Here is a 14,681-nt window from a genome sequence, read left to right on the forward strand (position 1 = left end):
GTGAAACTCCATTTTAGTGAAGAACGCGTCCTGGCGGTCGTCGCGCACCCGGACGACGCCGAGCTGCTGTGCGCCGGAACGCTGGCCCGCGCGAAGGCCGACGGGGCAACGCTAGGCATCTGCGTGCTGTGCCGTGGAGACAAAGGACAGCCGGCGAAGTCCGTTATCAACTTAGCCGCGGTCAGGAAAAGGGAAACGGCCGCCGCGGCCAGACTGCTTGGCGCCCAACTTTGCTTCCCGGGCTTCGCGGATGGAACGCTTTCGGACCATGCTCAAACCCGTAAAGTTCTCGTCCAGCTCTACCGCGAGTTTCGGCCCACGCTGGTCCTGGCTCATTCCGCCGAAGATTATCATCCGGACCATCGCGCGGCGTCGCAACTGGCGGAAGCCGGCACCTGGTTCTGTGCGTCGCATGGGCACAAGACCCGTTCGCCCGCCCTGGCCGAACCTCCGGCGCTCTGGTGGATGGATACGGTGGGGATGAGCCGTTTCGAGCCGGGATTCTACATCAACATCTCCGATTACGTAGGGATCAAGGAACGGATGCTGGCGTGCCATCGCAGCCAGTTGGCGCGCGCAAAGGATGCGAACTTCACTCCGTTGGCCGACTTGATGAGTCTTCAATATCATACGCGCGGCGCTCAAGCCGGAGTCGCGGCGGCCGAAGCATTCCAAATCCACCGCGCCCTCAAACGCGCGCGCGCCTGGTGAACCTCGTGCCTTCCGCTCAGAGCGTGTTTGGAAGATGCCTCCATCGTTAACTCAGGGGTGACTCTGGGCCCCAATTTCCTCTTGAATTTTGGCCCGGCGACGCGCAGTTTCGGGCCTCTCGAAAAAGAAAAGCGAAAGGTTACACTGTGCCCATCAAAGCCAAATCCCCCATTCCGCCCGGTTATCACACCATCACACCCTACCTCGTCATTCGCGACCCGGCGGGCGCGATTGAGTTTTACAAGAGAGCCTTCGGCGCCGAGGAGATCGTCCGCATGCCCGGCCCCGACGGCCAGAGCGTAATGCACGCGGAACTTAAGCTCGGCAACTCGATGTTGATGCTCTCGGGCGAATGGCCCGAGAGCGGCGCGGTCTCTCCACAGCATCTGGGTAATACGCCCGTGGCGCTGCACCTTTACGTGGAGAACGCCGACGCCGCGTTTCAGCGCGCGGTCGCGGCCGGTTGCACGGCGGAGATGCCCCCGGCGGACATGTTCTGGGGAGATCGCTTTGCCAAGGTGCGCGATCCCTACGGCCACAAATGGTCGCTCGCCTTGCACACCTGGGATATGACGCCGGAGGAAATGGCGGAGGGGATGAGGAAGTTCTGCCAGTAAACACCTTGTTGTACTCTGTTCCGTGGGCCTGATTGTTCTTCCCATGAACTGTTCCTCCGGACCGTGGCCTTCAGGCCGCTTCAACGCTCGACTCCGGAGAGTGCGCGGAAGCAGCCTGAAGGCTGCGGTCCGCCCGGTCTCAGGTTCATGGGCCGAGTGCAGGTCCGTGGATGGTGACATTGGCGCCGTTCGGATCCAGGAAGGTGCCGATGGCGCTGCCGCGCATCCGCATGCCCGCCGCGCTGGTCGCAGGATCGGCTTCGCCTTCTTTGATGAACGTGACATCCACACCGTCGCCGCCGCCCTCATCCACCAGCGCTTCGATGTAGTAGCGCTTTCTCTTCTGCCTCAGCAAATACGGCCACTTCCCCGTCTATCAACCCAACAGCGATCTGTATGTCATGGGCCTGGCGAGCCGGAAATATCGGCGGCTGGACATCAACAGCGACCAGGCGGACTCGTGGCATTCGTGGTCGAGCAACAGCCGCTGGATCGTTTTCAGCAGCAAACGCCGTGACGGACTCTTTGCGCGGCCGTACTTCAGTTACGTGGACGAACGGGGCACATTTCACAAACCGTTTCTGCTCCCGCAAAAGGATCCCGCCTTCTACGACTCGTTCATCAAAACTTTCAACCTGCCGGAATTCATCCGCGCACCGATCCGAGTCACACCCGCCGAACTGGCCCGCGCCATCGTCGCGCCGCGCACCGTTCTGAAGCCCAAGCCGTAGGGCCATCCCGGCCAGCCGCTCGACGGACTTGGAGCACGTCCAGATCAACGCGCTGGGATAAGCTCGCCCTTCCCATGAACCGGGTAGGGACGGATTCCACTCCGTCCCTGACTTTACTCTGCGATCGAAAAGACAATTTCAGGGACGCGGTGGAACGCGTCCTTACCAGGTCATGGGCCGTGCGCACGGCTGGCTGGACGTGGAAGCTTCGCTTGAGGCGCCCAGACGCGATCTGCGTTGTAACGCTGTAACGGCCTCCGCCATCCCACTCATCCCTTGCCCGCAGGCCGAACCTCTTTGCCAGAACGCCCTGTCAATCCGTCGCCTAACGCCTCACGAACCGGTTCCGCGAGCTTCTCCAGACGCTCAACGATGTCCGGATGTTCGGCCGCCACGTTTCGGCTCTCGGCGATGTCCTCCTTCAGATTGAAGAGCGATTTTTCAATGCGCGCGATGCGGTAGCCGTGGCGGCTGGCGATGCCTTCCAGCCCGGACAACGTGATCGAGTTGGGCTGGAGCTTGCCCCAGTTGGCCGGTTTGCCATCGCGGCCCGGTTCGCCATCAACCGTCAGGTAACGATGCGCGAAGTGCAGTTTCCATGCGCCAGACCGCACCGCTTGCAGTTCACCTTCGGCATAGAAGAAAAGCGCTTCGTGCGGCGACCGCGCGCCCCGTTCTCCTAACATCGGCCCGCGAATGCTTTGGCCATCGAGTTTTTTCTCCGGAAGCCGCGCGCCGATCAACTCCGCAATCGTCGGCAGCACATCGATGGTTCCCACCGGTTCATCGCACACCGCGCCCGAAGGAATGCGGCCCGGCCAGCGCATGACGCACGGGACACGGACGCCGCCCTCGAACGTGGTCAATTTGCCTTCGCGCAGCGGCTTCGCTGAGCCGGCGTGCGCGCCGTAGGACAGAAACGGGCCGTTGTCCGAAGCGAAAATGACGAGCGTGTTGTTCGCGACACCGGTTTCGTTCAGGGCGCGGACGATTTCGCCAACCGACCAATCCAGCTCCTCGATCACGTCGCCGTAAAGTCCGCGTTGGGACTGCCTGCGAAACTGCGGCGAAGCGAAGATCGGCACGTGGGGCATGACGTGCGGCACGTAAAGAAAGAAGGGACGTTCCCTGTTCTTCCGGATGAACGCGACCGCCCGTTCCGTGAACCGCCGCGTGAATTGCGCCTGATCGAAATCCGTTTCGACCACGCGCTCGCCCTCGTAAAGCGGCAAGGGCGGCATGTTGCGCACGCTCGGGTGAAACTTGCTGTTGTCATTCGAGTAGGGGATGCCGAGATACTCGTCGAAGCCGTGGCGGGTGGGGTTGAACTTCGGCAACGTGCCGAGGTGCCATTTGCCAAACACTGCGGTGGCGTAGCCTTGCTGTTTGCAGAGTTCCGAGAGAAGCGTTTCGTCCTCATGAATGCCCGTGACGCTGGTGTGGTTCAGCGCGCCGAACAAGCCGACGCGGTTCGCGTAGCATCCCGTCAGCAACGCGGCCCGCGAGGCCGTGCACACCGCCTGGGCGACATAGAAGCTCGTGAACCGCATCCCTTCGCGCGCCAGCCGGTCGATGTTCGGCGTCGCCACGTCGCGCGCGCCAAAGCAGCCGACGTCGCCGTAGCCCTGGTCGTCCGTGAGGATCAGCACGACATTGGGCGGACGGTTCGCGCCGGCCGGTTTCGTCGCGGGCTGCGCGGTTCCGAATATCACGCCAGCCAAAGAGAGGGTGAGGCAAAGCAGGCTCTTCATAGGCTTCAGAAGAACAAGCTGCGCCGCCGTTTGACAAGGAATTCGTGAGAAAGGCTGACAGGCTGACATTGGCGATTGCAGGAATCATGGAAGAACCAGCAGAATCATGCCGGTGGGCGGAATCGTTACACATGTCAGAGTAAGGGAGGTCTTATTCCTGGAGATGCATCCGCGCGATGGCCAGTATGAGCCGCTGGTCGGCTACATAGTTTTAGGGGCTGTGACCGACGAGCAACGCCGCAGCCGGCCAGGCGCCGCCCCGCCCCGGAGGGCTGGGGCGATTTCGCTTTCTGGCTTCGTTTCTCCTCAGTCGCAGAGTCCTGGCTATGCTCCTTCGTCGTGCCTCGCCAGAAAGCGAAATCGCCTCCAGCAAAACCGGAATTTATTTTTGCACAGACCCTTAGAGCAGTGCCAAGCGGCGGTCGATATGTTGGGACACCGCCTTGTGCATGTGAAGAAGGCCGATTTGAAATAGGATGCGAACCAGCGGACGTGCTTGGCGAGCGCTTTAAGCCGAGCTACTGTCCAGACCGTGGGATTGACGACAGATCGACCGGAGAACCGTAGCGCAGATTTTCAATCTGCTGTATCGCCGATTTCCAATCGGCAGGGCGCCGGCAAGTCCCAGCGTGCTCGGACTGGGGAGACGCCCCGCAGAATACAATTCTGCGATACGGCAGAGTGCAACTCTGCGCTACGAGCTTTGTCGTCCATCCCGCGGACCAAGCAGTATGAAGAATCCAACCTTCACTACAATACGGACGGCACGAACGGCCATCGAGGCTGAGGTGATCTTGTCGGCGTTGCGCGCCGCAGGATTGCATCCCGTTGATCTGGCTCTCTCGCCGCACTTCTCCGTGGCCGGAACTGAGATTTTTCGGTGTGTTTCGTGGGCCCAACTCCGTTTCTGGCTTTTCTAATTCGTGAGAATTCTCGCAATTCGTGTCCAACTCCGAATCGAGTTCTTCCGCGAGCTTTCATCGAAATTGAAGTCGGGCAGGCTGGAAGCCTGCCCTGCGTTTGCTCGCATTTCGATTCGCCTAGTAGGTCGTGATCGAAACCTTCTTTTGGAAGTCATCGAGTTTGAGGTCGCCTTTGGCGAAGGCATCCGCGTCGGCTTTCTTCGCGCGGATCGTCATCACGGTTTCGCCGGCGCTTCCCGTCAAGGGGCGAACGATGGTCGCGGCTCCTGGACGTGCTCCACCCGCCGCAAAGCCGAAGCTACCACCGCCGTAGCCGCCGCCGGCTGCCTTTGCGTTTTCTTGCAGAAGAACGTCCAACTCCTTCGGTTCGGCGCCTGCCGGGCTCATTCTGAGTGCGCGCACACGTGGCGTGGTCGTAGTCTCCGTTCCGACCACGACGAGGGTCACGAACTCCTGAGATTTCAGGTGACGGATGTTGGCCGCGTTTTTGAGCGCCTCCAGCAGAGATTCCTTCAGTCGGGCGACTTTGTCGGCGTCGTAGGATTCACGGGTGCTATCCTTTGAGAAAAACCACCTCTGTCCTGGGGCGGGATCTTTCGGTCCGTAGAGTTCGCGCCGTGCTTCTTCCCAGGTTGAACTGGCGGTTTCCTTGCGGGTCTCTTCCTTCGGAGGTTCGGGAGGGGGCAACAACGGAAAACGGGTGTGCAGGAAAAACAACGCGCCATAGCCCTCCAGATATAGATTCTGTGCCGCCGAGGAACCGCCGACCGCCAACGTGCGGATTTTCATGCCCATCGCGGTGAGCGCACCATCTCCGCCCGCCTTCTCTTTCATCGACTTGGCGAGGATTCGTGACATCACGTTGAGATCCTCCTCCAGCGCCGTCAGGGTCTTTTGATCCGTTTCTGTCGTGCGGATCACGAGCGTGCGGGGGCGCGATTCGCCGCCCGTGAGATAATCTACCGAGAAGCGCCCGTCGCCCGCGACCCACGCGCTGGCGGGTTGGTTGGCGTCCTGGAGAAACAGGGATGCCTCCGTGCCGCCCGTCGCCGCTTGCGCCAGTTGGAGAGGTTCAAGGGCGGCCTGCGGTGGGGGTGGCAATTCGCCCGGCCCAACCAATTGAACCGAAACCTGCGGCGGGGCAGGGGCGGGGGCGACTTGGGCGAACGTGGCCGTGCTCAAGCAGGCGCCGAAGCACGTGAGGAGAGTGATGGTTGGATGGAATGTTTTCATCAGAGGTGTCCTTTCGGTTCAGTGATTCAGTGAATTTGGCAAATGATCGTGTTATTCCTGCAAAGTAGTGAAGTTGGCGAGCCGCCCCAGTTGTTGCTCGTTGCGCCGAAAACCGACTTCGGTGAGCAAGGCCATGGTCTCGGTGTCCCGGCGCAACGCGCTGATCTCCGTTCTTTGCTGCACCAGGCGGGCGTCCAGGTTCTTCAAGGCGTCGTTATACGTCGTGAGCATTCCCTGCATCTGCTCGTCGGAGGCGCTGACGGTTCGGGCGGCCAGCGTGTCCATGCGGTCGATGAGACGCGCTTCCGCGTTCGCGAGCAGGGCGTTGAATTGCCGCGCGTAATGGTCTTGAAGCCGCGTCTCGATTTCGCTTGCGAGTGAAGCTCGGAGCGAGTTCTCGATTCCGGCGCGCAGTGTTTCCAAGTTCGCCGCCGGAGCCGAGAACCGCCCGAACCCATAACCCAGACCAACCGCAAAAGCCGCGGCCACAGGCCATTTCAAAGCCGGCCGAAGAAAAAAGAGCGGGAGCGACCGCGGGGGGAGTTGCCATTGGTCCAGGCTCCGCATAGCGCTTTGCCACTCGTTGACGTTCTTGCGGCAGGCGGGGCAGGAGTCGAGGTGCCGCACCAACTCGGCTTTGGTGGCGCCGGGCAAATCGTCGTAAAGATACGACATCCATTCTTCTCGGGCAGGATGATTCATAGGACCAAGCTTTCTTCGATGCGTTTCGGGTGCTTTCTGGCGGAAGGCGGTTCCATCTCCGCGAGGGCGGGCGTCAACAGCCGATGAAGCTGCGTCAGCGCTTCAGCCATGCGCGACTTGACGGTGCCTTCGGGGATTTCCAGCACGTCCGCGATTTCGGGGAATTTCAAATTCTCATAGTGGCGGAGGATGACGACCACCCGGTAGGGTTCCGGAAGCCGAAGCAGCGCCCGGCGGACCAGCTCCGCGCGCTCGCCTTCGACCAATCACGCGTCGGGCGCAGCGTCGTCCACGGCCAGCGTGTCGAGATCGTCCGGCGGATCTTCATCGTCTCGGTGCAGCGAGATTTCGCTCCGCCGATTGGTCTTCCGCAGTTCGTCGTAGCAAAGGTTCATGGCGACGCGCCAGAGGAAGGTCGAGAATTTCCCCCGGGTTTGATAAGCCTTGCGGTGCGTGAAGACGCGGGTGAAGGCTTCCTGCGCCAGATCCTCGCCCCGGTGCGAATCGCCGGTCATCCGCGTGCAAAGCCGTTGAATGGGGCCTTCCCAGCGCCGAACCAGCCGGGCGAACGCCTCCGAGTCGTCGTGCATCTGCACGCGCCACATCGCCTGCTCGTCCGTCAGGGAGAACAGCGCGGTGAGCGGGGAGAGGATCGAGCGATTCATGCGTTCATAGGGTTGAACGCCTGGCCGGCGATTTAGCTCGGAGAAAATTAGAACTGAGGCGGAGTCACCACGCGGTAGAACCGCGCTTTGCCTGGGGAAGGCGCGTCAATCACAGTCGCCCGCTGCGCACTGTCACTTCCGTTGATTTGTTTCAAGGTTTGCCAGGCGCCGGAATCCAGAGCTTCTCGATATTGAATCGAATAGCCGCGGTTCGCCTGCGCCATGAAGGAGAGTTCAACGCCCTCGGCCGAGAGGCGGCCGGCGTCCAACCGCAAGGCGCTTTGACGGTCGCGGGGATTCGTTCCGGCAAGGAATTCTTCCTGGGTGGTCAGGCCGTCCCCATCGTCATCGAAGCTGCCGTCGCCCGGATTGTTGGCGGAATAGCCGAATTGCACCTCCCATTCATCGCCGACGCGGTCGTGATCCGAATCGGCCATCACTTGCAGAGTCGCAGTCTGGCTGGCGACGCCGAGGGGGCCCGAAGCCAGGTTGGTGACGGTCACTCCGTAAATGCCGGAATCGGTAAGCTGGACATTTTTCAGAGCAAGGACTGAATTTGTTGCCCCGGGGATCGTGGCCGCGGCTTTCCGCCAGCGATAGGTGAACGGCGCCAGCCCGTTGACTTCGACGCGGAGTTCGACCGTGTCGCCGACGAGCGCGATGCGGGATTGCGGCTGTGTTGTGAACGTGGGTCGCACCAGAACATTCAATGGCGCCGGCAGGCTGGTCGCGGATCCAATCGCATCGGTCACGCGCACGGCGTAAGGTCCGGATTCGGTTCCCTGGACATTCTGCAAAGTCAATGACGAGGAAGTGGCTCCCGCGATGGGCGCGCCGTTGAAGAGCCACTGATAGGACAACTTCCCCGAACCCTCGGCCGCAACCGCGAACGTGACGGCTGATCCAGGCCTGACATTCTGCCCCTCCGGATGGCGCACAATCGTGGGCGGCGGCAGCACCTTCAAGGTGGCCGCAGCGCTCTCGACGGAGCCATGACTGTTCACGACCACGACCGAGTACTGGCCGGCGTCGCTGACGTTGGCGGGGTTCAAAACCAGCAGCGCATTCGTGGCTCCCGAAATGTTCGCGCCGTCTCGACGCCATTGGAACTTCAACGCGGAACTTGATCCGGCGTTCACCTTCACATTCAGATTGACTCGCGCGCCTCCAACGACGGTTTGGTTTTCGGGTTGAGCGGCAATTGACGGAATGCCGCCGGGTTCAGGGCTTCGTCCGGGTGAGGGCAGGGCGGCAAGCCAGTTGGCTCCATCCTTTCCAAATAGCAAATCTCCCTTGTGTTCGAGCGAAGCTCCGCCGCCGTCGGCTGCCGCGGGCCACGGCGCAGTATCGCGATAATGCACACGATCTACGACGACGAATGAAACCTCGCTGCTGTCCCGATCCTCGTCGGCCGGCTTCAACAAAGTGATTTCCCCCGCCGAATTGTCCATCTTGCCACGAAAGGGTCCGAGGACCGGGATCGAGGCGCTCAATCCCCACTTCTTCCGCCAGCCCGCCAATCGATTCGTTTCCTGAAGTGGGTCAAAGCTGACGAGGATCGCGGTGTGGTTGGCTTCCAGGACAAAGTCGTTCGGAAAATCATAATCCACCGTGCCGCGCAAACGCCAGGCACGTCCGGGCACAGAGGCGGCAAAAGAGACAGGGGCGTTGCGGATGTTCGCGATTTCGATGAACTCATCTTCGTCGTTGTCCCAAAAGGCGCCGTTCTCGAACAGGTCGGGCGGATGATACAGGATCTCGCGCAGGACCGCCGGGCCAATTCGCGGCCCGCTATTCGGAGCGCCAAGCGTGGGAGCAGCCTGCGCGACGAAGTGTTCCGATCCGTCGCCGGCCACATGGCGTCCCCAACTCACGCCGGTTTCGGAAGCGCCGAACTCAAACCCATGCGCGTAGCCGAGCAACGCGCCCGAGACGTCCGCAGCGAACAGCCAGATCGCGTCGCCGCGGCTGCTCAGTTGGAAGGCATTCGTTCCCTGAGAAGCCGCGCCAAACGCGGACCCGCTCACTACCCACCACGCGCCCGGAGCGAGGACGGTTTTGTTCGGGATCCGATATTTCCTCGGTTGCCGCGGATCATCAGTGAGGAACCAGCCGGCGATATCGACCGACGTGGCGCTCGGGTTGAGCAATTCGACAGCGTCTTGCTGATTCGATGCGGGGTTCGCCAGAATCTCGTTGACGACGACGCGAGGCCAATCAGCCGCGGGCGAGTTCTCTCGACCGGGAGAGCCCAGCGCAATGCTGCTCGGACCCCAGGCATCCCGAGTGTCCGCGCTTGCGCCGGGCGCAAGCCGAACCAGCGTGAACCCCAGGCCCGCGGTCGCAGGGTGCCAGGCGGAGTCGTAGGCGAATTCCAGGAGCGGATTCCCGGCCGCGTCTTCGAGCCGGAGCGTTTGACCACGATCCGCGAGGCTGCCGCGGTAAGTCCCGGCGATGTTGGAGAGAACTCCGTAGCGCAAGGCAAAAGCGTCCGAATTCTTCACGAGCAGGAGTTGCGCGCCCGGCGCGAGTTTGTGGATCGCGGAGTTGGTAAAGGTGAAAGTGATTCCCCGAGTGAAACGGCTGCCGAACAGATCAACGGTTCGGGAGTTGACATTCTGAATTTCGACAAATTCAAAATCCTGCGCGGTCACTCCGGGCCTCGCTTTGAGTTCCGTCGTGGTGGGAGCCGTCGGCAGATAATTCAGTTCGCTGACGACCAGATCGCCTTTCGTCGCCGGCGCCTCCAGGAAATACCGCGCGGTGACAGGTCCGGACCAAGGTCTGCCCAGCGGCGGATGACCGCCTGCGGCGCCCGTGAGAAAGGGGCGATTGGCATCGCGAGCCCGCGCCAGGAGCCGTGTCTCGCCGGTGATCGTAATGGGGCCGGTGTAAACCCAGGCGTTCGGAGCGACGCTGCCGTGCAACGCTCTGGGGTCGCTGCCATCCAGCGTATAAAGAATCGTCGCCCCTGCGGGAGCAGTAATTTCCACTTGAGATCCCGAAACCACTTGTCCGCTGCGTTGCAGAATGTCTGGCCGCGCCACGAAATTCGTTTCCATAAATCGGATGCGCCGCGCGAGCCAGTCTTTGAAGTAGGCGATGTCGCCTTCCTGAGTGCCGCCGCGCTTGGGTTGCTTCCACCGGACCTGATCGCGCACGGCAGATTCCTTGACCTGGTCGTTGAGGCGGTCGATGAGCGCCATCAAACCGGGAATGCTGTAGGGGCCGGCATTCAATTCCTGGAAGCGATCGATGTACGCTTGCCAGAAGTTCGGGTCCAGAAACAGGCGTCCCCACCACGGATAATAGAAAAAGCCTTTGCCGCCTTCCCACTGCAACGGCGCTTCGTGACGGACCTCCGCCCAACCGAACGCCTTATCGAAGTCCCAGATGGGGCCGAAGGTGATCGGGCCGTTGCGCGGTTTGTAAAAATACGTGCTCAGCCCCAGGCCGTCCCCGTTGACCGAGATCACCTGCATCAGATGGAAATCAATCCAGGATCCGGCGTCGATATAGGGGGCGTAACCCGTGACTGGATTCGTCCAGTGCGCGGAATCGAGGACGGCGGTGAACTCGTTCAAGTAATTCGCCAAATACCTGCGCTGGGCTTCGCGTGGCGGCGAGGTCATGACTTCGTGAGTGGGTTCGGTATAGACAAAGCTTTGGCCCCCGGCGGTGAAGCCCTGCGGACCGTCGATGTTGCGGTCGATGCTCAGCAAGTAACCGCCCGTGATGGCGGGAGGCGCGACGTCCTGGTCCGTCAGCTTGTCGATCGCGACGCGATTAGGGTGGATGCTGATTCGCTCGAGAATATTGTAAACGCCGAAATAATTCGTGGGCGCGATGGTTGCCTGCGGAGTGCCGCTGGGTCGTTCGTTCAGATATAACTCGGCAAAGCGGAAGCGCGCGGCGTAACGCCCCGCGGCCTGGCTCATGGAACTCGCCAGCGGATCGGCAATCAGCGTGGTGTCGGTGAAATAAGGCGCATGAAAAGTCCACTCTGCGCCCGCCGGCATTCCCAGGAGCGGAATCTCGCGCTCTCGATCATCCTCGTCCCAGCAATCGAGCGCCCAATTGTATTTGGGATTCCCCGCGCTGCTGGAGCCGCGGATTTTCAGGCCGGCGCGGAAGATCAGATCCGGCTTGTTCGTGAAAGAAGCCCGGCCGCGCCTGGGCTCGTGGACGAAAAGGATGCAACCTTTCTTGAAATTCTCATTGAAGCGTCCGGCGCCATAACTGTGCACCAGAATCAGCGGCAGGTCTGACGAAACGTTCCGCATCTCCGGCGCCAGCCGCGCGTAAGCCTCGGTGCGCACGCGGCCCGGCAGGAAGCCAGGTTGGAACAGCCGGGCGCGGATTTGCGTGCTGTTCGTGATTTGAAGCGGCCCCTGGTAGAGCAATGCAGTGGGTCCGGGAATCGTGCCATCCAGTGTGTAGCGCACTTCGCCCGATGGCGAAGGTTCCGCCGGCGTGATCTTGAGTTCGAAGCTGTCGATGAAGATGCGGCTCGCGACCGAAAAATTCAGGCCGCCCGAAGTCCCCTTCGCGCCGGAGACATTGGCCACACCGGGCGTCGGCGCCGCGAACGAACGCACCGCATTCGTCGCATAGCGCAAGCGGCGCGAATGAATCTCCGGCGCGATCAGGAGGTCGCCGTCCGCCGGATCGCGGTTGAAGGCATGGATCGCGAGCACATTCGTTCCGGCGCGAAGGCTCTGATTCAACGCCAGCGAAGGAAAATCCTCCGGCGTCAGGACCGCGTCGTTGGTGCGGTTGAGCGAGGAAATCGTGCTGAAGGAAGGTGATGCATTTTGAGCGAGGCCGCGGCGCGCCACTTCCGTCCCGTTCAAATAAGCCACGAACCCGTCGTCGTAGCGCAGCGTCAGGGCGAGGTTGGGCAAGGCTTGAGGATTTGCGACCGCGAACGCAACGCGAATGAACAACCCGGCGCGTTGCGGCGACGCCCGGTGCAGCAGGTCCTTGACATCGGTCGCGATCAAAGATGAAAGCGCTGAAGGCGAATTGGTGTCAAAACCAAGACCGGTCTTGCCCGAACTCCACGCGCTGTCATCGAAAGCCGGCAGGGTCCAGAGATTGGACAAGGAATTGTTCGTCGGGACGAAATAGCGCGCGGACGCACCCCGCGAAAGAACCGCGCTGGAAGTTTCCACTTCAGCTTCCACGCCCTGCGATTGATCCACGAGCTGCGGCCCGAAATCATATTGGTGTACGACCGTGATGTGATCCGGTTTGATCAAGGCCAGCGATTCGCCATCGCTGCTGAGCTTGAAGTTCGTGTGGAGCGGTCGGCCGGGAATCCGCCGGTCTTGTGCTGATGCCCAAACCAACAGGTGCTGGCCCGCGAGGAGGTTGGTGGCGGGAAACACCCAGCGGGATTTGTTCTCCAGCGAATCCGTCAAAGCGTAGCCCTCCAGGTTGATCGCTTGGGAAGTGCCGTTGTAGATCTCCACGTAATCGGACGACTCGCCAAAGTCATCGCGGATGGCGCTGGAGTTTGCGGCCAGGAATTCGGAAATCACCAGTCCTTCCTGGGCGTGAACGAGGCAACAGGAACAGGCAAAGAACACGCAGTGAAAGACAATCCATGGCCGCAGCAAGAATCTCCGGGGGGCGTTCACAGGCGTCAGGCTGTCGCGAGACCTTTCGATTTTCAATCGCGAAATGGGCGAAATCCTGTTAGGGGCGCCTTGAGACCGTCGCCGGCAGGGCGGAGCTGCCGCTCCGCCACAGCTTTCGTGAGATCAGTTCCAGCGAAGACTCTGCGTGCGCCGGGCCAGCAGAAGGCGAGATCGGCAGATCGGCGTAGGTGTTTAGCGTGGTAGGGACGGATTCCACTCCGTCCCTGACTAATCCTTGAGGCGTCTGTTGAAGGGAGAGACGGACAAAGGAAAAACCAGGAAACCTCCGTTGGCACATCGTCTCTTTCTGGGCGGCGGTCTGCCTCAAGGCTTGATTGGGGACGGAGTGGAATCCGTCCCTACCAACGCTAAACACGTACAGACCGGCCGGTCTGCCCGACCGATGGGGCGGCTCAGGCTTTCTGTGCCTGAATCATCCCGCTCTGGCGCGCGTAGTTGAAGAGGCCTCCAGCGTCCACCACAGGCCGGACATCGCCTAACGGCTTGAATCGATACGCCATGCCTGTCTTCTCCACCGTCACGGTAGCGGCATCCAGATCGACTTTCACCACATCTCCGGTCTTGAGGATTTCGCACAGGCGATCCAGGCATTCGCAGGGATACAGTTCGCCGGTGGCGACGCAGTTGCGGAAGAAAATCCGGGCAAAACTCTCCGCCAGCACGACTTTGGCATTCGCCGAGCCGAGCGCGATCGGGGCGTGTTCTCGCGAACTGCCGCAGCCAAAATTCCGCCCGCCCACGACAATGGGATAACGGCTGTCCACCTGGCCTTCGTCAACGAAGCGAATCGGATAAAGCGCATCCGGCAGCCCGCACATCGCATAGCTGCCCAGCTTCTCGTATTCGTCCGAAATGGTGGGCACGAGCGTCAAATACTGCGCCGGGATAATCTGATCCGTGTCGATATTATCCCCGACGACATAAACAGGTCCTGTAAACACTGATTGCATGGGCGGAGACTCTGCGTCTGGCGCGGGAAGTTTTCAAGCGCGCATCTTGGCCACGCCCAATGCAGGGTGCATCCACAAGTTGGCGGTGAAGCGTAGGGCAGATTTTCAATCTGCTGTATCGCCGATTTCCAATCGGCAGGGCGCTGGCAAGTCCCAGCGTGCTCGGACTGGGAGACGCCCCGCAGAATACAATTCTGCGATACGGCAGAGTGCAACTCTGCGCTACGAGCTTTGTCGTCCATCCCGCGGACCAAGCAGTATCTCAGTCCGCAATGGCGGGTTTATTCCGGTCTGCCTGAAGTGAAATGGATCGACACGACGCCCGTCGAACCTCTGAGTCTTTGATGGGGAGCACACGCGCCCTCGCGTGTTCCGGCCGGCGCCCCGCCGGTCGGAAGCGTCGATGAAGCCCTCTGGTGATCTTTTTTTCCGACTGAAGAAGTAGTCGGCGAGGGCGCCGACTACAGCACGCGGGGCGCGTGCGCTCCCCATCCGATTTGAATCGCTCGGTCTAAGGGTCTGTGCAAAAATAACTTCCGGTTTTGCTGGAGGCGATTTCGCTTTCTGGCGAGGCACGACGAAGGAGCATAGCCAGGGCTCTGCGACTGAGAGCGTGTCCGAAAATTGCGCGGGGTCCTGCGGCGAGGGATTTTGGCTGTGGCCAAGGCGGCGAGGTCTGAGCATCCCCAACGCGGGCTGTAAGGACCGAGCCAACGCAGGCCACGGACAAAAGAC

12 protein-coding genes are annotated in these 14,681 nt (G+C 61.1%); 4 read left to right on the forward strand and 8 right to left on the reverse strand.

Features of this window, described 5'->3' with window-relative positions; all coding sequences use genetic code 11:
* Together FJ398_05980 and FJ398_05985 are read left to right on the forward strand one after the other, a co-directional pair.
* A complete protein-coding gene (locus FJ398_05980) occupies positions 1 to 711 on the forward strand; it encodes a PIG-L family deacetylase (protein ID MBM3837499.1) in 711 nt (236 codons plus the stop codon).
* A gap of 146 nt (positions 712 to 857) precedes the next feature.
* A complete protein-coding gene (locus tag FJ398_05985; protein ID MBM3837500.1) occupies positions 858 to 1,328 on the forward strand; it encodes a VOC family protein in 471 nt (156 codons plus the stop codon).
* Positions 1,329 to 1,473: 145 nt separating this feature from the next.
* Here the strand turns inward: FJ398_05985 and FJ398_05990 are convergent, their stop codons facing one another.
* The gene (locus tag FJ398_05990) at positions 1,474 to 1,683 is read right to left on the reverse strand and encodes a hypothetical protein (GenBank protein MBM3837501.1); all 210 of its coding nucleotides are present in this window, start codon (positions 1,681 to 1,683) and stop codon (positions 1,474 to 1,476) included.
* Between the two features lie 46 nt (positions 1,684 to 1,729).
* On the opposite strand from FJ398_05990, the gene FJ398_05995 reads away from it, so the two are divergent.
* Entirely contained in the window at positions 1,730 to 2,059 is a 330-nt protein-coding gene (locus FJ398_05995; GenBank protein MBM3837502.1) for a hypothetical protein, read from the forward strand.
* Positions 2,060 to 2,328: 269 nt separating this feature from the next.
* Here FJ398_05995 and FJ398_06000 read toward each other — a convergent pair whose 3' ends face one another.
* A complete protein-coding gene (locus tag FJ398_06000) occupies positions 2,329 to 3,810 on the reverse strand; it encodes a sulfatase (GenBank protein MBM3837503.1) in 1,482 nt (493 codons plus the stop codon).
* A gap of 731 nt (positions 3,811 to 4,541) precedes the next feature.
* On the opposite strand from FJ398_06000, the gene FJ398_06005 reads away from it, so the two are divergent.
* On the forward strand, positions 4,542 to 4,730 hold the full coding sequence (locus FJ398_06005; GenBank protein ID MBM3837504.1) for a hypothetical protein: 189 nt from the start codon (positions 4,542 to 4,544) through the stop codon (positions 4,728 to 4,730).
* Between the two features lie 120 nt (positions 4,731 to 4,850).
* Here FJ398_06005 and FJ398_06010 read toward each other — a convergent pair whose 3' ends face one another.
* From FJ398_06010 to FJ398_06035, 6 genes are all read right to left on the reverse strand, one after another.
* Positions 4,851 to 5,966 carry a hypothetical protein gene (locus tag FJ398_06010; GenBank protein ID MBM3837505.1) on the reverse strand — a complete coding sequence of 372 codons (1,116 nt, stop codon included), beginning with the start codon at positions 5,964 to 5,966 and terminating at the stop codon, positions 4,851 to 4,853.
* A gap of 51 nt (positions 5,967 to 6,017) precedes the next feature.
* On the reverse strand, positions 6,018 to 6,668 hold the full coding sequence (locus tag FJ398_06015) for a hypothetical protein (GenBank protein MBM3837506.1): 651 nt from the start codon (positions 6,666 to 6,668) through the stop codon (positions 6,018 to 6,020).
* Positions 6,665 to 6,934 carry a sigma-70 family RNA polymerase sigma factor gene (locus FJ398_06020; protein ID MBM3837507.1) on the reverse strand — a complete coding sequence of 90 codons (270 nt, stop codon included), beginning with the start codon at positions 6,932 to 6,934 and terminating at the stop codon, positions 6,665 to 6,667. The genes FJ398_06015 and FJ398_06020 overlap by 4 nt, the downstream gene beginning before the upstream one ends.
* Positions 6,935 to 7,333, reverse strand: a complete 399-nt coding sequence (locus FJ398_06025; protein ID MBM3837508.1) for a sigma-70 family RNA polymerase sigma factor — start codon at positions 7,331 to 7,333, stop codon at positions 6,935 to 6,937.
* Between the two features lie 47 nt (positions 7,334 to 7,380).
* Positions 7,381 to 12,924 (reverse strand): hypothetical protein, encoded by a 5,544-nt coding sequence (locus FJ398_06030; protein ID MBM3837509.1) that lies wholly within the window; start codon positions 12,922 to 12,924, stop codon positions 7,381 to 7,383.
* A 464-nt stretch (positions 12,925 to 13,388) separates the two neighbouring features.
* Positions 13,389 to 13,946: a 3-isopropylmalate dehydratase gene (locus tag FJ398_06035; GenBank protein MBM3837510.1), complete on the reverse strand. Its 558-nt coding sequence runs from the start codon at positions 13,944 to 13,946 to the stop codon at positions 13,389 to 13,391.
* Positions 13,947 to 14,681 lie beyond the last annotated feature (735 nt).

The organism is Verrucomicrobiota bacterium (genome assembly GCA_016871535.1).
Lineage (GTDB): Bacteria > Verrucomicrobiota > Verrucomicrobiia > Limisphaerales > SIBE01 > VHCZ01.

Excerpts from the sequence above, each read along its gene's own strand:
- FJ398_06025 (MBM3837508.1), bottom strand. The coding sequence starts at position 7,333 with ATGAATCGCTCGATCCTCTCCCCGCTCACCGCGCTGTTCTCCCTGACG.
- FJ398_06015 (MBM3837506.1), bottom strand. The coding sequence starts at position 6,668 with ATGAATCATCCTGCCCGAGAAGAATGGATGTCGTATCTTTACGACGAT.
- FJ398_06035 (MBM3837510.1), bottom strand. The coding sequence starts at position 13,946 with ATGCAATCAGTGTTTACAGGACCTGTTTATGTCGTCGGGGATAATATC.
- FJ398_06010 (MBM3837505.1), bottom strand. The coding sequence starts at position 5,966 with ATGAAAACATTCCATCCAACCATCACTCTCCTCACGTGCTTCGGCGCC.
- FJ398_06005 (MBM3837504.1), top strand. The coding sequence starts at position 4,542 with ATGAAGAATCCAACCTTCACTACAATACGGACGGCACGAACGGCCATC.
- FJ398_06000 (MBM3837503.1), bottom strand. The coding sequence starts at position 3,810 with ATGAAGAGCCTGCTTTGCCTCACCCTCTCTTTGGCTGGCGTGATATTC.
- FJ398_05995 (MBM3837502.1), top strand. The coding sequence starts at position 1,730 with ATGGGCCTGGCGAGCCGGAAATATCGGCGGCTGGACATCAACAGCGAC.